This is a genomic window from Citrobacter meridianamericanus (assembly GCF_041320245.1).
In the GTDB taxonomy this organism is placed as follows: Bacteria; Pseudomonadota; Gammaproteobacteria; order Enterobacterales; family Enterobacteriaceae; genus Citrobacter; species Citrobacter meridianamericanus.
Genome location: NZ_CP101036.1, coordinates 39,881 through 60,545, shown reverse-complemented (window position 1 = coordinate 60,545; position 20,665 = coordinate 39,881). Strand labels below are relative to the sequence as shown.

19 protein-coding genes are annotated in these 20,665 nt (G+C 53.6%); 5 read left to right on the top strand and 14 right to left on the bottom strand.

Going from position 1 to position 20,665, the window contains the following annotated elements; translation table 11 throughout:
• Window positions 1-52: 52 nt before the first annotated feature.
• Window positions 53-2,851 (bottom strand): transcriptional regulator DagR, encoded by a 2,799-nt coding sequence (dagR, locus tag NMD08_RS00265; protein WP_370619297.1) that lies wholly within the window; start codon window positions 2,849-2,851, stop codon window positions 53-55.
• A 90-nt stretch (window positions 2,852-2,941) separates the two neighbouring features.
• A complete protein-coding gene (locus tag NMD08_RS00260) occupies window positions 2,942-3,358 on the bottom strand; it encodes a GNAT family N-acetyltransferase (protein WP_003023951.1) in 417 nt (138 codons plus the stop codon).
• 130 nt (window positions 3,359-3,488) lie between these two features.
• Between NMD08_RS00260 and NMD08_RS00255 the strand changes: the two genes are divergently transcribed.
• Together NMD08_RS00255 and NMD08_RS00250 are read left to right on the top strand one after the other, a co-directional pair.
• Window positions 3,489-3,782, top strand: coding sequence for a YicS family protein (locus NMD08_RS00255; RefSeq protein ID WP_210904077.1), 294 nt, complete (start codon window positions 3,489-3,491; stop codon window positions 3,780-3,782).
• Window positions 3,783-3,874: 92 nt separating this feature from the next.
• Window positions 3,875-5,257: a glycoside hydrolase family 1 protein gene (locus NMD08_RS00250; RefSeq protein ID WP_210904076.1), complete on the top strand. Its 1,383-nt coding sequence runs from the start codon at window positions 3,875-3,877 to the stop codon at window positions 5,255-5,257.
• 45 nt (window positions 5,258-5,302) lie between these two features.
• On the opposite strand, the gene nepI is transcribed toward NMD08_RS00250, so the two are convergent.
• The 9 genes from nepI to rbsK all read right to left on the bottom strand — a co-directional run bounded on the left by nepI (window position 5,303) and on the right by rbsK (window position 15,655).
• On the bottom strand, window positions 5,303-6,496 hold the full coding sequence (nepI, locus tag NMD08_RS00245; protein ID WP_210904075.1) for a purine ribonucleoside efflux pump NepI: 1,194 nt from the start codon (window positions 6,494-6,496) through the stop codon (window positions 5,303-5,305).
• A gap of 173 nt (window positions 6,497-6,669) precedes the next feature.
• A complete protein-coding gene (locus tag NMD08_RS00240) occupies window positions 6,670-7,122 on the bottom strand; it encodes a DUF1198 family protein (protein WP_151217091.1) in 453 nt (150 codons plus the stop codon).
• A gap of 125 nt (window positions 7,123-7,247) precedes the next feature.
• Entirely contained in the window at window positions 7,248-8,639 is a 1,392-nt protein-coding gene (gene uhpT, locus NMD08_RS00235; protein ID WP_003023929.1) for a hexose-6-phosphate:phosphate antiporter, read from the bottom strand.
• A 142-nt stretch (window positions 8,640-8,781) separates the two neighbouring features.
• Entirely contained in the window at window positions 8,782-10,110 is a 1,329-nt protein-coding gene (locus tag NMD08_RS00230; protein ID WP_151217093.1) for an MFS transporter, read from the bottom strand.
• Window positions 10,111-10,119: 9 nt separating this feature from the next.
• Entirely contained in the window at window positions 10,120-11,622 is a 1,503-nt protein-coding gene (uhpB, locus tag NMD08_RS00225) for a signal transduction histidine-protein kinase/phosphatase UhpB (protein ID WP_286539196.1), read from the bottom strand.
• Window positions 11,622-12,212 (bottom strand): transcriptional regulator UhpA, encoded by a 591-nt coding sequence (uhpA, locus tag NMD08_RS00220; RefSeq protein WP_151217095.1) that lies wholly within the window; start codon window positions 12,210-12,212, stop codon window positions 11,622-11,624. Before uhpA ends, uhpB begins: the two co-directional genes overlap by 1 nt.
• A 153-nt stretch (window positions 12,213-12,365) precedes the next feature.
• On the bottom strand, window positions 12,366-13,379 hold the full coding sequence (locus tag NMD08_RS00215; protein WP_286539193.1) for an aldose 1-epimerase family protein: 1,014 nt from the start codon (window positions 13,377-13,379) through the stop codon (window positions 12,366-12,368).
• Between the two features lie 11 nt (window positions 13,380-13,390).
• The gene (gene fucP, locus NMD08_RS00210) at window positions 13,391-14,707 is read right to left on the bottom strand and encodes an L-fucose:H+ symporter permease (RefSeq protein WP_286539191.1); all 1,317 of its coding nucleotides are present in this window, start codon (window positions 14,705-14,707) and stop codon (window positions 13,391-13,393) included.
• Window positions 14,708-14,734: 27 nt separating this feature from the next.
• The gene (gene rbsK, locus NMD08_RS00205) at window positions 14,735-15,655 is read right to left on the bottom strand and encodes a ribokinase (RefSeq protein WP_003844463.1); all 921 of its coding nucleotides are present in this window, start codon (window positions 15,653-15,655) and stop codon (window positions 14,735-14,737) included.
• Between the two features lie 325 nt (window positions 15,656-15,980).
• Here rbsK and NMD08_RS00200 point away from each other — a divergent pair, with 325 nt between their 5' ends.
• Window positions 15,981-16,766 (top strand): DeoR family transcriptional regulator, encoded by a 786-nt coding sequence (locus NMD08_RS00200; protein WP_151224030.1) that lies wholly within the window; start codon window positions 15,981-15,983, stop codon window positions 16,764-16,766.
• Between the two features lies 1 nt (window position 16,767).
• On the opposite strand, the gene ilvN is transcribed toward NMD08_RS00200, so the two are convergent.
• The 3 genes from ilvN to ivbL form a co-directional block, all read right to left on the bottom strand.
• Window positions 16,768-17,058 (bottom strand): acetolactate synthase small subunit, encoded by a 291-nt coding sequence (gene ilvN / locus NMD08_RS00195; protein WP_151224031.1) that lies wholly within the window; start codon window positions 17,056-17,058, stop codon window positions 16,768-16,770.
• A 3-nt stretch (window positions 17,059-17,061) separates the two neighbouring features.
• On the bottom strand, window positions 17,062-18,750 hold the full coding sequence (gene ilvB / locus NMD08_RS00190) for an acetolactate synthase large subunit (RefSeq protein WP_187253912.1): 1,689 nt from the start codon (window positions 18,748-18,750) through the stop codon (window positions 17,062-17,064).
• A 107-nt stretch (window positions 18,751-18,857) separates the two neighbouring features.
• Complete coding sequence (ivbL, locus tag NMD08_RS00185) at window positions 18,858-18,956, bottom strand: ilvB operon leader peptide IvbL (RefSeq protein ID WP_003827118.1); 99 nt, start codon at window positions 18,954-18,956, stop codon at window positions 18,858-18,860.
• 521 nt (window positions 18,957-19,477) lie between these two features.
• On the opposite strand from ivbL, the gene tisB reads away from it, so the two are divergent.
• Both tisB and NMD08_RS00175 read left to right on the top strand, forming a co-directional pair.
• The gene (gene tisB / locus NMD08_RS00180; RefSeq protein ID WP_003023909.1) at window positions 19,478-19,567 is read left to right on the top strand and encodes a type I toxin-antitoxin system toxin TisB; all 90 of its coding nucleotides are present in this window, start codon (window positions 19,478-19,480) and stop codon (window positions 19,565-19,567) included.
• A gap of 123 nt (window positions 19,568-19,690) precedes the next feature.
• Window positions 19,691-20,524, top strand: a complete 834-nt coding sequence (locus NMD08_RS00175) for a DMT family transporter (RefSeq protein WP_151217106.1) — start codon at window positions 19,691-19,693, stop codon at window positions 20,522-20,524.
• Window positions 20,525-20,665 lie beyond the last annotated feature (141 nt).

Below are 20,665 nucleotides of genomic sequence, written 5' to 3'. Positions count from 1 at the left end.
CGCGGGGAGGAGAGGAGCGCTGGCGAGGCAGAAAGCCGCGCCAGTAAAGGAATTAGCTATACAGCAGTTCGTAAATATAAAAATATTCCGCGTCCGATAAGCGAATGGCATAGGCCTCTTCGATCGGCAGGAAAGCGGATTTAATGACACTAAACGCGCGATTATCCAGATCCGGCTTGTTCTCCAGCGCCATCTGTAACGGTTTGCGGTTAATCACGATACGCTCGACCATACAGCAGCAGTGGATCAGGAAGCGCAGTGTCACCTGACGGCTCGGTTTGAGCGAAAGCGCGGTGGTCAGATGATTCAGCACGCCTTCCATCTCTTTGAGAATTCGCTGCGGGTTGAGCACCGAAATATGGTTAATGATGCTCTCCATAGTCAACGCGCTGATAAAGCGCATCGCGCTGCGCTCCATCTCCAGACGGCGTTCGCTGCTGGAGAGATCTGGCGTCAGCAGGCTGAGTACCAGCTCGGGGCCTTGCTCAGAGAACAGCTCCTCGAGCGAGATAAACGGAATATCCGGCAGTCCTGGCTGGAAAGTGCCCACTATTCCCGCCAGGCGTTCACTGGCGTTAATCGCCTGCTGAACACGCTCCAGGCTGCGAACTTCGTTGTAATCGAGGATCACCATCCGCGTATCCTGCGACATCAACTCACCGAAGCTCTCCTCCAGCACCTTTTTGATTTTCTCTGCCGTTCCCATCCCGGTGATGCAGGAGATAACCAGCACTTTACCGCTGTTTTCCTGCTGCGGAGTACAGAGCTGACAGGGAATATTTTTGCTCTGCATCAACGCCGCCAGCTGCGGCAAGTCGCTGGTTTCGTAGCTTAAATCCAGCCCAATCTCCAGCAGGCTGGTGAGCGTGATATTGGGCATTAGCAGTACGTCTATCTGGAATAACTTACTGATCGTGCTGCCAAAATGGACCAGTGAGCCAATATCCACCATCAGGATCAATCGGCGATATTGCCGGGTCTGGATCATCTGCGTCAGGGCTTCCAGCGTGTCATGCACCGACTGCTCGAAAGGCATATCGATAGCGCTGAACACCTCGCGCTCCAGCACGCGATTCACGTACTGCGCCTGACTTGTGGCGGTCGTCGCACCGTGGGCAATCAAAATCACTCCGCAGTCCGGACTGGCGTCAATCCGTTGGCGGTAATGGCGACACTCTTTGAGGAACAGGCACAACCAGACCACTTCCGTCGCCGGACACTGAATATGCAACAGTTCATTGATTTTCCGGCATAACAGCGTGGCGTTGTCATATTCATCTTTACAGCGATCGAGGATCAAGCTGGAAGAATAAAGCTGGGGAATAAGCCCGCGCTGCACATAGCCAATCAGCGCCAGGAAGTGTTTACGCAGCGGGTTAATCAGATTCTCCGGCAGCGTGAAACCGAGCACCTGCTCAACGCAGCCGATCAGCAGCGTGACGCGCTCTTCTATCTGATCGCCATAGCGTGGCGGATGCCCCACGCTGTCACGGCTGTAGAGACCATATTCAAAAATGGAACTGAGTTTGTTTTTGAGGATCGCCAGCGTTTCGGCTGGCGGTACGTTGCTGTTACGCAGATTGATATATTCCCGGGTCAGGAAGCTGTAGAAGAGATCGCTCTCTTCTATTTCGGCTCCGGTCGCCAGTGAATTTTTCAGCGCGGGCAGCGTGCGGGCATCGATGCTTAAATGCTCTTTGCCTTCGAACAGCGCGCCAACCAGCAAACGCTGTTCCGGCGTGGCATTAAATGAAATCTCCGCCAGGCGTTTATCCAGCTGTAGCGTGTCGCTGTGCTCGGTCATCCCTGAGGCCCAGGCCTGGGCGCAGAGAAACTGAATGTCGCTCTTAAGCTGACCAATGTTACCTTCCAGCGGCTTGTTCAGTAGCCAGAGCAGTAAGGTGCGGTCGATACTTATCGTACGCTCGATTTTGCGGCTCTCACGCTGTAAGAAGCCAACGATCAGTTCAACCTGCTCTTCCACTGAACGCTGGCGGATGCCGGGCAAATCGATACACACCTGAATACGTCGCTGGAAGGTACGCAACAATGCCGAACTTACCGGTTCGGTGGTGGCGCAAATCAGACGCACCGAAATAGACCGCGCCACGGCGTTGGAACCCAGCGGCCGGTATTCGCCTTTGTCGAGAATAGAAAATAGCTTTTCCTGACCTTCATACGGCAGACGATGCACTTCGTCGAGCAGCAGATAGCCACCGTCGGCTTGCTCGACCAGACCGGGTTTATTTTCATTTGCGCCGGTAAATGCCCCCTGTCGATGACCAAACAGGTGCGAAGAAAGCAGCTCCGGGTTATGGGCGTATTCCGCGCAGTTAAAGTAAACCAGCGGCGGCGACGCTCCCACTGCGCGTTCGCAGGCAAAACGGTGCATCAGTTCGGCAAAAAAGGTTTTGCCGACGCCGGAGGGACCGGTCAGCAGAACGTGCAGCCCGTGGGGATACAGCACCGCCGCGCGGCCTTTTTCCACCGCGTCGCGCAGGCTGCGATCGTAACCAATCAGGCCGGTAAAGGGATCGTCTGTCGTCAGGTTTTCTTGTTCAGGTAACAGATCGGCAACGGTTTGCACTTCGCGCTCAGACTCATCCAGTTTGCGCCCCAGCAGCGTTTCAATCGCCTGACGATGCAGAAAAAATACCGGGCGTCCTCGGCTTTTAATCGCCAGGCCGTCGTTCCAGAGCTGATTGAGATCTTTACTGACCGAGTTGCGCGCCAGCCCGAGGTTAAAGCCGATAGCCTCTGCTGTGAACGCCGTTTCCTGCGCCAGATGGGCAAGATTCAGTCCTCGCGTCAGCCGTTCCAGCTCCCCCAGTATTATCTCAATCCGTCTCATCTCTTTACCGCTTAAGAAATAAATGATTGTTCAGAACATACACTATTCTGCTGCGCAAGAAAGTGAGGCGGCGTCCAGACCTTCCGGTCATCAAAACGTTTTCGACAAATAATGCCGCGCAGAGCCGGTTTCCGGAAAGTTATCGAGGGTCATTTGCAGCTGATAACCGTTTTTCTGATAAAACGGCAGCGCCTGGAAACTCATCGTGTCCACCAGCGCATGCAGGCATCCTCTCTCACGCGCTGTCTGCTCGGCAGCCTGCATCAATTTTGTGCCATAACCGCCTTTGCGCAGCGAATCATGCATCCACAGGAAATCTATACACAGCCATTCCCCTTTAATTTTGCCAATCAACCCGCCCAGAATTTCATTGCTTTCATCGCGCCAGTACACCGCCAGGTCGCCAAAGTTGGTGGTTCGCAGGAACTGGCGGTTGTAGGCGCGCAATCCGGCAAGCAGGGCATTTTGATCGTCTTCGGTAATGGTATCTGTAATCTGTATTTGCATCCTATCCTCCTGAAAAAATACAACTTCTGGCTGATTTTTTGTTTGAAAATTAACACAGGCTGATGAGTGAGACGCATGCCGTCTACACTTACTCTTGAGATGATGCGCATCGACAACAAGGATTATTATCATGAAACGAGCCGCTTTACCGCTTATTGCCATTCTTTTCACGCTGCCGGGTTTTGCGCAGGCCGATTCGGCTTATGGCTCTCTACAGTCCGTTCATGAAAAAAACACCGTATTAAAGGACTTACGCAAGATTTGCACCCCACAGGGATCACCCTCCGATGATGTGTGGGAAAAAACGATTATGTCTGATACACGTAATCAGCAGCATATCCGCGAGGCTATTCTGGCAATACAAAGAAATAACCAGAACAACTACTGGGAAGCGTTGGGCAAAGTTGAATGCCCGGATTTGTAACTATCGTATTGAAAAACGAGCGCTGTAACCGGTTTCTGCGTAGCAAAATCGCGTATTGTGTAGGGAAGTGAAATACATCAAGGAGCAAGATAATGCGATACCGTTTTCCTGATAACTTTTGGTGGGGGAGTGCCTGCTCGGCGCTGCAAACCGAAGGGGATAGCCTGAATGGCGGCAAAAGCCAGACAACATGGGACGTGTGGTTCGACCGTCAGCCTGGGCGTTTCCACCAAGGGGTTGGCCCGGCGAACACCTCAACGTTTTATCAGCACTGGAAACAGGACATCGCACTGCTCAAACAGCTGAAACATAACAGCTTCCGCACCTCAATCAGTTGGTCACGCCTGATTCCGGACGGTACTGGCGAGATTAATCCTGAGGCCGTCGATTTCTATAACAACGTCATCGACGAGCTGTTGGCGCAAGGTATTACACCGTTTATCACCCTGTTTCACTTCGACATGCCGATGGTGATGCAGGAGAAAGGCGGCTGGGAAAACCGTGACGTGGTTGAGGCGTTTGGACGCTACGCGCAGACCTGTTTTAAATTATTCGGCAACCGGGTTAAACACTGGTTCACCTTTAATGAACCGATTGTCCCGGTGGAAGGCGGCTATTTGTATGACTTCCATTACCCTAACGTAGTGGATTTCAAACGCGCGGCCACCGTGGCGTATCACACTGTGCTGGCGCATTCCAAGGCGGTGCGAACGTATCGCGCCGGAAACTACGGCGGTGAAATCGGTGTGATCCTAAATCTGACGCCCTCTTATCCACGCTCGCAGCACCCGGCGGATGTAAAAGCCGCGCACCATGCGGATCTGCTGTTTAACCGCAGCTTTCTTGACCCGGTACTAAAAGGGGAATATCCGGCGGATCTGGTCGAACTGCTGACAGAGTACGATCAGCTACCAGCCTGTCAGCCAGGCGACTGTCAGCTCATCGCCGAGGGGAAAATCGACCTGCTTGGTATCAATTATTATCAGCCGCGCCGCGTGAAATGTCGTGATACTGCCGTTAATCCAAACGCGCCGTTTATGCCAGAGTGGCTGTTTGATTATTACGAAATGCCGGGGCGTAAAATGAACCCTTACCGTGGCTGGGAAATTTATGAGCCAGGTATTTACGATATTATTACTAATCTGCGTGATAATTACGGCAACCCGCGCTGCTTTATTTCTGAAAACGGTATGGGTGTGGAAAATGAGCAACGTTTCGTTGAGCATGACCAGATCAACGACAGCTACCGCATTGAATTTGTTTCCGGGCATCTTAAATGGCTACATAAAGGCATTAGCGAAGGTTGCAATTGTCTTGGCTACCATATGTGGACTTTTATTGATAACTGGTCCTGGCTCAATGGATATAAAAACCGCTACGGTTTTGTCCAGTTAGATTTAGACACGCAAAAACGTACGGTGAAGAAAAGCGGCGAATGGTTTGCCCATACCGCCGAAAACAAGGGTTTTAATTAAAAATAACCAGGATGCCGGATAGCGATCCGGCATACCGAGCTTAGTTTATTGCATACCCTTTATGCGAACTTTTGCTGCCACCAGAAGCGCCGTCAGCAGCATCAGGCTGCCGGAAAGCATCAGGGGCGACAGCAATCCGAGGTTATCGAGCGCATAGCCTCCTACTGCGGCCCCACAGGTATTGGCAAGCTGGATCACGGCGACCTGGATGGATCCGGCTTTTTCTGCTTGATCGGCAAGTGAGCGCGTGATCCACGTCGACCAGCCTACCGGTACCAGCGCAAACGCCAGTCCCCAGATAATCGCAATGCCAGTCGCAACAACTTTGTCGCTGCCCCACAGGATCAGGACCAACGCACTGAACGCCAACACCAGTGGCGCGCCGGCTAACGCAAGTTTGACCGAGCGCTTCAGAATCACCGACGAAAGCGACGTACCAACAAAGCTGGCAATACCGAAACTGAGCAGCACCAGCGTCAGACCATCAACGTCAAAGCCCGCCAGATTCATATAGATCGGGCGAATATAGGTAAAGAAGGCGAACTGCCCGGCAAAGGACATAAAGATGGCAATCATCCCGGCCATCACCCCCGGGCGCTGCAGCAGACTGAACATATTTTGTTTTTGGTGCGAAGGCTCACCGGGCAGCGATGGCAGCGCTCTCACCACCCAAATCGTACACAGCACGCCCATGACCGCCGCCGCATTAAACACATTACGCCAACCGATAATGCCGCCCAAAAAACTTCCCAGCGGGGCGGCAATCACCAGCGCGATGGAGACTGCGCCAAAAATAACCGACAGCGCTTTCGGCACCGTACGAGCGGGAACCAAACGCATGGTCAGCGACGCCGACATCGCCCAGAAGCCACCAAGCGCCAGACCGAGGCAGGCGCGGCCAACGAGCAACAGCGAAAAAGAGTTGGCAAAGGAAACCAGCAGGCAGGAGAGCGTCAGCAGCACCGAAAACAGGATCACCACGTAGCGACGATCGGTCGCCTGGATGATTTGCGTCACAAACAGGCTGGCAAACATAGCGACAAATGCCGTCACTGTCACCGATTGTCCGGCAACACCTTCCGAAATACCCAGATCCTGTGCCATCGGCGTTAGCAGGCTAACGGGCAGAAACTCAACGGTTATCAGGCAGGCAACGCAGAACGCCACGGCGAATACCGCCGACCAGTTAGGTCGGGTATTCACTTCAGCGCGGGATTTTTGTTCAACAGCTTCACTCATTTTGTTACCTGCGTGGGATTATTGTAGAAAAGTTACGCAGTGTAACATTAAATTTGTGACCTATTTAACGTTTCAACAACTTTCACGGCTGAATGGCGATGTGGCTTATTCCATCTACGGCAGGGCCCTTTTGTCGGCCTGATAAGCGTAATGCCATCAGGCATTAATTACTGTCAGTGCAGCCAGTGCACGCCATCTTCGGGCTGGAAAAAGGCGTTATAGCGCATTTGAAACGCATTAAGCTCCTGCATATCCGGCTCCATTTCGCGCAGAAATCCGAGCGCCAGACGCACTTGCGCGTCGGTAATCGGCGCAGCCAGCCGAGCTTTTTGCAGCCAACGGTGCCACTGCAGCAGATTCGGCTCACTGCTGTCGACAATCACGATTTGCCAGATCAACAGCACCTGGGCAGCATTTTGCAGATGCGATTCGTCAGGCCGGTGCAGGTACTGTAAAAACGCCTCGCCCTGCACTTTTCCCATCTGATCGATCATCGATTCTACCGGCACGACATCAATATTCAGTCGCTCGCTCAGACGGCGAATTGCGCGTCGTGAACCGGACGTCAGCACCCGAAATCCCACCACAAAAACAACCACCAGGGTGGTCAGCATTATCCAAATCATGCGCACATCCATTACCAGACAGGATGCCCATCATAGCGGCAAATTTATCGCTGTCGATGGATGAACGCCACGGCATAAAAAAGCCCGCCATTAAGGCGGGCAAAAGTTACCAATGCACACTTAACTTAAGCGACTTTCAGTTGTTGAATCTTTTTCTCGCGACGAATTTTACGTTCTTCGAACACAGCCACGATGGCCATCAGGCAGATACAGCCGATGGCGGCGGTGTCCAGCGCGGCGAAGGTTCCTGCCCAGCCGGTGAGGCCGAAAATCGGCGTACCGTCGGCAATCATCCCCAGGCCCAGCTTGGCGAAGCTGTCACCAATCAGATAGGCGAAAGTACCTTTAATCCCGTCGGCTGCGCCGATCGCTTTTTTCGGCACAAATCCGACTGCCGCCACGCCGATTAACAGCTGTGGACCAAACACCAGGAAGCCCAGCGCAAACAGCGACGCCAGATAGACATACTGATTGCTGGCATGCTGATAAACGCCTAACGTGGCGATGATTAATGCCAGCGCTACACAGGCCACCAGGGCACGACGACCGTTCGCCAGATCAGAGAGCCAGCCCCACAGCAGCGTGCCGACCAGCGCGCCGACTTCAAACAGAGTAAAGCCCTGAATCGCCACTTCTTTGGAGAGCTTCAGCTCCTGGAAAGCGTAGACGGTGGACCACTGGTCAATACCGATACGCACCACGTACAGGAAGATGTTCGAGAAACATAACAACCAAATCACTTTGTTTTTCAGCACGTACTCAACAAAGATCTGCCATTTGGTCATTTCGTTTTCTTCGGTCTCTTTGTCCTCTTCGCTGATCTCTTCACCGAACAGCTCTTCCGCTTTGCCGAGGCCGTAAGATTCCGGGGAGTCGCTGCCGTAGCGCAGGCCGATAAAACCGACAATCAGGGCGATAATCGACGGGAAGATAAACATCCCAATGACATGGCCGTCGAACAGATAGTTGGCGCCAAACAGCGCCACGCCCGCCGCGCCCGCACCGCCGAGGTTGTGGGAGATGTTCCACATACCGAGATACGATCCACGCTTACGACGCGGCGTCCATTTGGTGATGGTGGAATAGCTACACGAGCCGCCGGTACTCTGGAAGAAGCCGCTCAGCGCGTAAAAGGCGATCATCAGAAACAGGCTGGTCGAACCCGCGCCCATGCTGGCGCTGAAGCCGAGCATACAGATGGCGGAGAGGATCAGCATAAACGGCAGGAACTGCTTGGTGTTTTTACCGTCCGCGTAGTAGGAAACCAGCGTTTTACCCACGCCGTAGGTGATGGAGAAGCCCAGGCCAATCATCCCCAGTTGCGTCATGCTCAGCCCGTAGGTGGAGATCATGTCGTTCTGCGCGATGTTGAAGTTTTTGCGGATCAGGTACATGGTCAGGTAGCCGATGAAAACCACCAGATAAGACTGCATGAACGGTTTGAACCACATTTTGCGCCGCACATCGAGCGGCAGATCCAGGGTCGGCTTGCGTACCTGGTTTAGAAAGGCCAGCATTTGACACTCCCGAGCTAATTTTTATACCTGCGAATGGCAGGCATTGTAAAAATCAGTCGGGAGACACGCCTGAGACAGCGTCCAGGTGAAACCGGGAAAATTTCTTAGTTTTGCCCTACTCGGGGAAAAAAGGTGAGGTGCATCACGCTTCGCTGACGTCGCGCGGCGCCTGGGCGTTTAAAAAAGGCAGCAACAGCAGCGCGGAAATCCCCGCCGCAATGGCAATCACCACGAAAAATCCGGTCCAGTGCCAGACTTCCATTACCTTAGCCAGCGGCCATCCGGAAAGCGACGCGCCCAGATAAGCAAACAGTCCGACAAACCCGGTCGCCGCGCCTGCGGCCTCTTTGTGCGAGCACTCCGCCGCCGCCATGCCGATCAGCATTTGCGGGCCGAAAACGAAGAATCCGGTGGTGAAGAAGCACGCCGCCTGCATCACGTAACTGGCAAACGGCATCAGCCACAGCGAGCCCACCGAGAGCAAAATCCCGGCGGCGAAGATCAAGTTCATTGGGCCACGGTTGCCGTTGAACAGTTTATCCGATCCCCAGCCCGCCACCAGCGCGCCGATAAATCCGCCCAGTTCGAACATCGTCACGGCAGTATTGGCGGTCACCAGATCAACGCCCAGCGTCTCCGACATGTACAGATTGCCCCAGTCATTGATCGCCGCACGCACCACGTACACCAGCACGTAACACAGCGAAAGCAGCCAGATATACGGGTTCAGCAGCACGTATTTGGTGAGGATCTCTTTGCGGCTCAGGCCTGCGCCTTCCTGCTGCTGGGCGATTTCCAGCTCATCATGCCGCCAGTCGCCAATCGGCGGCAGACCAATCGCCTGTGGTCTGTCGCGCAGCCGCCAGCAGAGGAAAATACCGACCACAATCGCCACCATCCCGGCAATCATCATCCCGGCACGCCAGCCATAATGCAGTGCGGCTGCCGCCATCACCATTGGGATTAATGCTCCACCAACATTATGTGCGGTATTCCACAGCGCCCACCAGCCGCCGCGTTCGGTACGCGAATACCACGCGGTCAATAAACGCGCGCAAACCGGCGACCCCCAGCCCTGGAAGAACGCATTGAGCGCCCACAGCACCGCAAAGGCCCATAGCGAGGTGGAGAAGCCAAACAGAATGTTCACCACCCCGGTAGCAATCAGCCCTATCCCCATAAAATAGCGGGCGTTGGAGCGGTCGCTGACGATACCCGACACAAACTTCGACAGCCCGTAGGTGATGTAAAACAGCGTGGCCAGCAGGCCAATGTCGCTGCGGGTCAGCACGCCGCTGGTGAGGATATCCGGCACGGCGGCGTTGAAACTCTTGCGTGTGAAATAGAACAGCGCGTAGCCGAGCCAGATGGTGATCAGAATATGCCGCCGCCAGTAGCGATAGCGGGTATCCACCTCGTGTTTATCGGTAATGAGCGGCGCGTTGGCCGGAGCTTTTAAAAACGCAAACATGGCCGCTCCTTACACATAACGTTGAGGCAGTGACACGCTGACCCGCGTGCCGTGGGTGCAGGAAATCGACAACGCCCCCCCGAGGGCGGTAATGCGTTCACGCATTCCGGTCAGGCCAAATCCCTGCTGATTCGACCCCGGTGGCAGGCCGCTGCCGTCGTCCTCAATCACCAACATCAGCCGCTCATCTTGTTGCCAGCCTTGTAACGTCACCGCGCTGGCGTTGGCGTGCTTCACAATATTGTTCAACCCTTCCTGGCAGACGCGGAACAGCGTCACGCGCTGGCTTTCGCTGAGAGCCGATTCATCAATATGCCAGTCAAGATGGCTGACGATGCCGCGGCTTTCCAGCTCCATTTCACGCATCAATGAGCGGATGGCCTGCTCCAGCGTGAGATCATCCAGTTGGCGAGGACGCAGACGACCCAGAAGGCGGCGCACCGAGTCGTAGACACCCAGCGAGAGCTGTTCAATATGCTTCCCGCTCTGCTTCACGCCCGCATTCTCCGGAGCCAGGCGCTGGACGATGCCCGCTTGCGTACGAATGGCGGTGATGGTTTGGCCGATATCATCGTGCAGCTCGCGCGCCACGTCGCGACGCACGCTCTCTTCGGTCTCCAGCAGGCGTTCAGCCAACCGATGGTTACGCGCTAACTCGTTTTGCAGCGACTGATTCAGCTCGCGCAGGCGTTGGATCCCTGCGCCGAGCAGCAACCCGGTCAGGCTTTGCGCCAACAGCGAGAGCAGTAAATCAACGGGGTGATCGTGCCAGGTCTGGCTGGCAATCAGCGCAATGGCGTTCATCAACGTCGCAATCAGTGCCCCCTGCCAGCCGTAGTGCCAGGCCAATGCGATGATTGGTAAGGCAAGGCAGAACGGCGTAAAGCGCGAAAGCTCGGCGGGTAATCCCAGCTGGAGCCACAGGCTGATGCTAAACAGCAGTAGATACCAGACCAGATGCCGCCCGCGCCAGTTCACCGGCTGAGACACCACCGCCGGGCCGAGTGGCAGCCAGGTTGTACTGGTCAGATAGTGCCAGAACACCAGGCAAATTGGGGCCAGCGTTAATCCACCGGTGAGAGTCAGCAGCAGTGCATTCCACGCAGCTTCCCCCTGCCCCAGCCACGGCAGCGACTGTAACAGCGCCGCCGCCGTCAGCGCCGCGCCCTGCAACAGCAAGGTACGCCAGTCGCGCTGATGGCGATAACGGGAGATCAGCGTCACCGGCAGCAGCGTGAGGAAGCTACCGATCATCAAAAGGGGCAAATGTTCTAGCGCCACTTCCTGCGTCAGCCAGAAAAGAAGCAGCCATTCCGCACCCAGCAACACCGGCCAGTAGCCGCGCGGACATTGCAGCATCAGCCCCAGACGCAGGCCAAATGGAAACAACAGAACCGCCAGCTCCGGGCGCTCAACCAGATGCAGGCTGATGCTCCACAGGCAGAACCACGCGGCAGAGAAGATAAAGAAGCAGGCAACAACGGTGATTACCCGGGAACAGAGCGTGTTCATTACCAGCCGTCAAACATCCGGCGGGCCAGTTCGACGTCGTTGCTGACACCCAGCTTTTCCATCAGGTTGGCGCGGTGGACGTGCACCGTTTTCGGCGACAGGCCTAGTTCGGCGGCAATTTCTTTGACCGCCATGCCTTGCGCCAGTTTTTCCGCCACCTGACGTTCGCGTTTAGTCAGCGGATCCTGACGACCGGCCGCCAGCTTGACGGCGATGTCAGGCGTCAAATAACAGCCGCCGGTCGCCACGGTATGCACCGCCGCGATCAGCTCATCCGGGCTACAGCGTTTGGAAAGGAAACCACGCGCGCCCGCGTTGAGCGCCTGCTCCACCAGCGCTGGACTGTCATGGACAGAGAGCATGATAATCGCCATTCCCTTTGGCAACTGGCTTAACAGTTCAAGGCCGGAGATGTCTGGCATCGAGATATCACAGATACAGACCTGCACGCCGCGCCCCGGTAATCCCGCCAGCGCCTCGCTGCCTGAGCCAAACTCAGCCACAACCTGCAAATCAGGCTCCAGACCGAGCAGTTGGGCAAAGCCGGAGCGGACGATAGTGTGGTCGTCGATAAGGGCAACGGTGATCATGGGTTCATCCTGGCGCTAAGACATGCCTGATGGCGCTGCGCTTATCAGGCCTACGGGCGGGTGCCGTTGTAGGCCGGATAAGGCATTAATACCGCCATCCGGCAAAAGCGCTTACCTTAACGATAAGTGCTTTGCTGTTCAAGCCTTGAGCGATCAGGCTATGCCCGTTGTGACGGTAAATGTGCGGGTGTGTTTCGGTTCTATCTGAATCAACGTCCCGTTTCGTTCCGCCGCCAGGAAGCCTTCAGGGCGACAGGTCGCGGGTAGTGCGAAGGCTGCCACCTGCTGATCGCCGTTATAAAGGATCCAACGGGTGACATAATTCAGCTCCGCGCTGGAGAAACGCGTCACGAACGTGGTGCCATCAGGTGCGATCATGCTAAATTCAGGCTTATCCGTGTATCTGTCCAGTTGGTCAGCGAAGAAAACGATTTCCGGATCGTAAAAATCGGGTTCATTAAGGCGCGCCAGCGAGGCCTCACCCTGAATAATTCGCTGATTAAACGCCAGCCACTGCTCTGTAGGCTTAACATGTGCGGGTACCGACTCACGCAGCGTTATGGCTTCATCCGGGATATTCTGGCTGAAGGTCGCTTCCGGGACGTAGGCATAGTTCATATGGCACATGTACTGCAACGGCATTGCCACTGAGGCGAGGTTAGTGACCGCCATCTGAATATCAAACAGCGCGCTCGCCTTGCGCATGACCACCGCCGGATGCGCCTGATAATGATGACCGAACCCCATCACATACTCGTAGCGTCCGCTTACGCGCAAATTCTCGCCTTCCAGTTCCAGCCAGGCCTCATCCATCGCGGCACAGGCCATTTCACCATGCAGCGGGTGAGAATCTTCTGGCGACGGGCAGCCATTAGCCAATAACCCCGAGTGGAAAGCAAAGCAGCCGTAGGTCGCGACCACTTCTGCAGCCGGTTTTGGCTGAATAAACATGTTGCGCATGGTCAGATCATGCCCGTCAAACTGAGCATCCCAGATCATCTGCCCCATCCAGGGCAGAATAACCAGATGTCCACGACTGTTTTCTACCTTCAGCCCTTCCACACCGCTGGCATAACGAAACGCGGTAACCGTGAAATCGCTATTTTTCAGTAAGATTCGCGGATGCTCGGTAAAGAGTTCCCGCCACAGCGTGATACGTGTTGTCATGATCGTTCTCCTCAGGAAACCGTCGCTTCAGCCAGATTGTTGCGTACTTTGCTCTCACGCCAGAAGTAGATTCCGACGTACACGAAGCACAACATGGAGACCAGGAACGAGAGTTGCAGCGAGTGGAACATATCGGCCACATAGCCCTGAATTGCCGGAACTACCGCAGCACCGACAATTGCCATGACAATCACAGCTCCCGCCATTTCAGTATGCTCGTTATCCACGGTATCCAGCGTACCGGCGTAGATTGTCGCCCAACAGGGTCCAAACAGGACGCTCACCAGCACGGCGACGTACACGGCACTGAAGCTGGGCGCCAGCGCAACATAGATGAGAAACAGTGCGCCAATGATGGAGTAGAAGATCAGCACTTTTTCCGGATTAAAGCGCGTCATCAATATGTTGGCGATAAACTTGCCGATAAAGAAGCAGGCAAAGCTATAGACCATGAAGGTTGAAGCGTCACGCTCGTTGATATCACCCAATTCCAGTGCCAGACGGATAGTGAATGACCACACCGCAACCTGCATCCCCACATACAGGAACTGCGCCACAATCCCACGGCGGAAACGGGCATTGCTGGCCAGATAACGCAGCGTGTCCATCGCTGACGGGCGCTTATGACTCGCCGTTTGCGCGACTTTGCAGGTCGGGAAGCGGGTCAGCAGGAACAACACCATCACCACAACCAGCACCATAATCATGTACTTGTAAGGTTCAAGGGTATTTTCCAGCATCAACACTTTAAAGTTGTGGATCTGTTCCGCGTTCATCCCAGCCATCTGTTTTTCCAGACTCTCACCTTCAGAGAAGACCAGATATTTGCCCAGCAGAATACCGGCAGCTGCGCCAATGGGGTAAAAGGTCTGGCTGATATTCAGGCGCAAGGTGGCATACGCTTTTGGGCCTATCATGGAGCTGTAAGTATTAGCTGCCGTTTCCAGGAAGCTCAGGCCAATCGCAATCGCAAAAATTGCCGCGAGGAACATGGTGTAGGTGGCCATGTGCGATGCCGGGAAAAAGAGCGTACAGCCAACAATATAAAGCGTCAGTCCCATTAAGATGGCGATTTTATAGCTGGTCTTTTTAATCACCAATGATGCTGGAATCGCAATTAAAAAATACCCGCCATAAAAGGCACTCTGCACTAATGCCGAAGCAAAGTTGCTGAGTGAAAATACGCTTTTGAATTGCGTAATCAGAATATCATTTAATGCGGCTGCGCATCCCCATAATGGGAATAAACAGGATAACAAAATAAACTGGAACAGAGGTGTCTTATTCAGATAGCCGTCAGGCATCTGAATGATGTTTTTATCGTTCATAGTGCTACCTTTTACAATGCAGGAGTATTATTCGTTTAAGGTAAGAAACTCATTAAATTGTTCGATGCTTGGATAAGATGATTGAGTGCCTTTCCCGGTAACGCTAAATGCAGCGAAGAGAACGGCTTTTTTCATGGCGGCTTCGACATCACCGCTTTGAACGTAATAGTGGGCAAAACAACCGATAAAAGCGTCACCTGCGCCACTGGTATCGACAGCGTTCACTTTAAAGGCCGGCACATGGACTTCCTGGTCACGCGTCATCCACAGTGCACCTTTCTCACCCATGGTGACGATAATATTGTTCAGACCTTTATCAACCAGCGAACGTGCCGCAGCACGAATATGGTCATAGGTATCCACCGGCATACCGGTTAATATTTCAAGCTCGGTTTCATTCGGCACGAAGAAATCGCATTTACAGGCATAAGACATATCTAATTCCCGTAATGCTGGCGCGGGATTTAGTAACACTTCAATACCGTGTTTTTTACCAAATTCAATCGCGTGATAAACCGTTTCCAACTGAACTTCAAGCTGCAGGACAATAAGTTGACACTTTTTCAGATCTTCAGCGGCGCGATCGATATCCTCCGGAGAGAGAAATTTGTTGGCGCCTTTGATGATCAGAATGCTGTTGCTGGAATTTGCATTAACAAAGATCGGCGCAACGCCGCTACTGGTACAAGGTACCTTTTCGACATAGGTCGTATTAATCCCCCAGGATTCGAGATTACGAATGGTGTTATCCGCAAAAATATCATCACCAACTTTCGTCAGCATCAGTACTTTGGAATTGAGCTTAGCGGCCGCAACGGCCTGATTTGCCCCTTTACCGCCACAACCAATTTTGAACGCGGGCGCTTCCAGCGTTTCCCCTTCTTTGGGCATCTGGTTGATGTAGGTGATGAGATCCACCATGTTGGAGCCAATAACCGCGATATCCATTTTACTACCTCTCAGAAACAATCACACAACAATGATATTAAAATAACATTATCATGTTACTTTCGTATCATTTGTGACTAGGATCGCGATTGGAGGATCATTTTATTGTTTATTTATTCCGCTAAGTGTTGCACTTCTATCACATTCAAAATGATTAACTTGCTTACAATTGGCTAAAAATAAGCTGCATGTAATCAATAAAACGTGAAAAAACACGCTTTTATTTCACAATAGTCAGACGTATAGTAATGCAGCAATGTCATGTTCTCAGAAACACACAAATGTTACTGAAGGAACATGAGAACATGATTCGTGGAGAGTATGCATGGAAACCAAGCAAAAAGAACGTATTCGACGTCTGATGGAATTGTTGAAGAAGACCGACAGAATCCATCTGAAAGAGGCGGCGCGAATGCTGGAGGTTTCCGTGATGACCATTCGTCGGGATCTCAGCCAGGATGACGAGCCGTTACCGCTTACGCTGCTCGGTGGTTACATTGTGATGGTGAACAAGCCCGCCGCCAACGTTAATGCCCCAGTGCCTGCGCAAAAACAGTATCATCGCGACGACTTACCGGTTGCCATTCTGGCCGCGGGACTGGTAAGTGAAAACGATCTGGTCTTTTTTGATAATGGTGCGGAAATGCCATTAGTCGTCAGCATGATCCCGGATGATATTTCCTTTACCGGAATTTGCTACTCGCACCGGGTATTCGTGGCGCTGAATGAAAAACCCAATGCCACGGTGATTCTTTGCGGAGGCACCTATCGGGCGAAAAGTGACGCCTTTTACGATACCAGCAACCCCTCTCCGCTGGATGCGCTCAACCCACGAAAAGTATTCATCTCCGCCAGCGGCGTCCATGAACATTTCGGCGTTAGCTGGTTCAACCCGGACGATCTGGCCACCAAACGCAAAGCGATGGAACGCGGATTACGCAAAATTCTACTGACGCGCCACGCCCTGTTTGATGAGGTCGCCCCCGCCAGCATTGGTCCGCTCTCCACTTTTGATGTACTGATAAGCGATCGTCCGTTACCGGCAGATTACGCAACCCACTGCCGGAACGGCTCTGTCAAAGTCATCACTCCGGACTCAGACGGCGACTAACTCACTCAAAGAAAACCGTGATTTTGTTAAACATCGACGGGTCAGACTGGTTGCGGGTCACCTTCACCACATCTTCCAGCTTGTCGATCTGGCTTATCATCTGCTCCAGACGTTGATCGTCGTTGACCAATAGCCAGATGCGGCTTTTATCGCTGCCCTGAATCGGTAGACAGAGAATGCCTTCCACGTTGAACGCGCGACGGGCGAACAGGCCGCAAACGTGAGTCATTACGCCGGGGTGGTTACGCACGGTGAGTTCCAGGATTACGTTGTCATGAGTCTGCTGTTGCATGGCTTATTCCCCCACCATCTCTGTGTTTGCCGCACCCGGCGGCACCATCGGGTATACTTTTTCATCGGCATCGATGCGTACGTGGATCAGCGCCGGGCCGGGACGATTGATAATGGCCTGCAATGCTGCCTGTGGGTCCGCTTCGTTATTCAAATCGCAGGTTTCGAGCCCAAACCCGGCGGCAATCTGCATAAAGTTAATCATTCCCGGATAGGTGGCGGCAAAAACGCCCTGCTTATAAAACAGGCTCTGCTGCTGATACACCAGACCCAACGCTTCGTTATTCATCAGAATGATTTTAATATCCAGCTGATTTTCGCTGGCTGTCGCCATTTCCTGAATGTTCATCATCAGGCTGCCGTCACCAGAGAAGCACAGCACTTTTTTATCCGGGTTCGCCAGCGCCGCGCCAATCGCCGCTGGCAGGCCAAAGCCCATGGTTCCCAGACCGCCGGAGGTCAGCCACTGACGTGGGCGGTTCAGCGGATAAGCCTGCGCCGCCCACATCTGATGCTGACCGACGTCGGTGGTAATGATCGCGCTGTCGTCCACGCAGGCGGCAACGGCGTTAATCAGCCCGTAATGGCTGAGCGGATTTTTTTCCTGCGGGATCGTGCATGGAAATTCTTGCTGCAGGTCAGACACCAGCTGATGCCACTCTTCACGCGGTTGCGCTTCAATCAATGGGATCAATTGCGCCAGAACCTCATCGACATCCGCCTGGATCGCCACGTGCGGCTGTTTGATTTTACCCAACTCTGCGCGGTCAATATCTACGTGGATGATTTTGGCATTCGGGCAGAACTGTTCGGTTTTACCAATCGCCCGGTCATCAAAACGTGCGCCAAGAACAATCAGTAAATCAGACTCTTGCAGAATAAAATTAGTGCTGCGCGCGCCGTGCATACCCAGCATGCCTAACGACAGCGGATGCGCTTTTGGCAACATGCCGAGCGCCATCAACGTCATGGTGGTAGGCAATTTTGCTTTTTCGGCCAGCTCACGAACGCGCCCCGGCGCGTTAATCACGCCGCCGCCGAGGTACAGCACCGGGCGTTTGGCGGCGTTAATCATAGCTGCAGCATCACGAATACTGTCCTGGCTGAATTCCGGCGCCGCCATTTTCTGCGCAGGCTCCGGCATTTCTTCAATGTCAAAAACAGCGGTTTGAATATCCTTAGGAATGTCTATCCACACCGGGCCTGGGCGTCCGGACTGCGCAATGCGGAACGCATCGCTCATGACCTGCGGTAATTCATTGATATGACGGACCAGATAGTTGTGCTTGGTGATGGGGATAGAGATGCCGTAGGTGTCAACTTCCTGGAAGGCGTCAGTGCCAATCATTGAGGCCGGAACCTGTCCGGTGATACACACCAGCGGGATGGAATCCAGACGCGCGTCGGCAATGGCAGTCACCAGGTTGGTTGCGCCCGGTCCGCTACAAGCCATACAGACGGCGGGCTTGCCATCGGTTCTCGCCATCCCCTGCGCGATAAACCCCGCGCCCTGCTCGTGGCGCGCCAGGATATGACGGATTTGCGTACTTTGGCTTAAGGCGTCATAAACGGGAAGAATCGAGCCGCCTGGAATACCGGTGACGACCTGAATCCCCTGGCGCTCCAGGAAATGAACGATGAATTCTGCGCCCGTAAAACGCGTACGCTTGGATGTTATGCCCGAACTTGCCATGCTCCAGTCCTTTTATTCTGGGCCTTTGCTCCGGGCAGGTCTCTGAAACGAAAAACCCCGCCCGGTTTGCGCCGGCGGGGTTTTGGAATCGTGTGTTGTTCCGGACCCTACGGCGCATTGCCGACGACCACCACCACACGCACGACGACCGCTGCGCGAGATGGCGCAGTTTTTAGTAGGGTCGCAGTCAGCATAGAAGGGTTCATTAGGGACCTGTTTGTTTGTTGATTAACTGGATTCATACAAACACAGGTTTTTCAGTGTGACAATGGAAAAATTTTCATCTGCACAAAAATGCGTCAAAGATCACATTTCGCTGTGCCCAATTGAAAAACAAAAAACCCCGCCGGAGCGAGGTTTTTTTCAGCGCGGCGCGGTTGGTAGCCGCCGAACACACTGTGTTATGTCAACAAAAAAAGTATACGCGTTCTGCGAAGAACACGCAATTTCGGCACGAATTTTGATGGTTTTGAGTATGGAGCATGAATAGCATAACGTCCATAAAATACTGTTAATTTATACAGTATTTATCTATAATGTCTCGGTACGCAATGTGTTATGCGGGGGCCGCAGAGTAAACCGGCGCAACAAAGTCCTGGCTGAAACGGGTGGTGCCGTCAGCGCCTTAACCCCGTGTGAGCACACTGTGTTATGTCAATAAAGGTGCTGGCAACAGGCAGCGGCGAGGTACGCCAGCACCGTGCTCCTTGTACCAAAAGGAGAGCGTATGAGCCTCGTGGATATCGCTATTCTTATCCTCAAACTCATTGTTGCAGCACTGCAACTCCTTGATGCTGTTCTGAAATACGTTAAGTAACTCAGATTCAAGTCGCACCGAAGGGGGGCGGGTAACACTCCGCTCCCCTTTCACCTTCTCCCTGGTGCTTGTGTCGTACCAATGTGTTACGTTTTTATGACATTCTCAGGGAAGAATTCCACTATGACGCTTTCTGTTTTCTGCATTTTGCTGTTCGCCGCACTGCTGCATGCCAGCTGGAATGCCATTGTAAAAGCGGGAAACGACAAGCTGTACTCGGCTATCAGCGTCAGCGGAACCGCTGCGATTATGGCGCTGATTTGTTTACCCTTTGCGCCGCAACCCTCTGCCGCCAGCCTGCCGTTTTTAGCTGTCTCAACCGCATTACAGGTGGTCTATACCGTTCTGGTCGCTAAAACCTATCAGGTTTCAGATATGAGCCAGACCTATCCTCTGATGCGCGGCACAGCGCCGCTGCTGGTCGCAATTATCAGCGTCCTGTTCCTTGGCGATAGCCTCTCGTTACTCGCCTGGGTAGGGATTGCCACCATCTGTCTGGCTATTCTCGGGATGGCATTTAACGGACGTAGCGGTTCGCAACGGGGGATTATCCTGGCGCTCGTTAACGCCTGCTTTATCGCCGGTTATACGCTGGTTGATGGCACTGGCGTCAGGCTTTCAGAAACCGCGCTGGGCTACACGCTATGGACCTTCTTTCTGAACGGCTCTTGCCTGCTGAGCTGGGCGATGTTCGCCCGACGCCGGGAAGCGTCACGTTATCTGGTACAGCAGTGGAAAAAAGGTATTCTTGGCGGGATTGGTACGATGGGATCTTACGGCCTGGCGCTGTGGGCCATGACCCAGGCTCCGCTGGCGGTGGTCGCTGCGCTGCGTGAAACGTCGATCCTGTTTGGCGCGCTGCTCGCGTGGCTGCTGCTGAAAGAAAAGGTTGCCGGAATACGTCTTGTTGCAGCCGCAGGCATTGCTGTAGGCGCAGTTTTACTCCGCTTATCATGATCGCGTTGTAAACCCGATGCAATCCGGCAACATTTGTTGCCGCTTTTTGTTTACATTTCCTGCCGTCTATCACGTAAACTTTCCAGCCCACTATCTGGCCTTCTTTTTCTGTTGTGGTAGATTCCACGCGCATTTACGGGA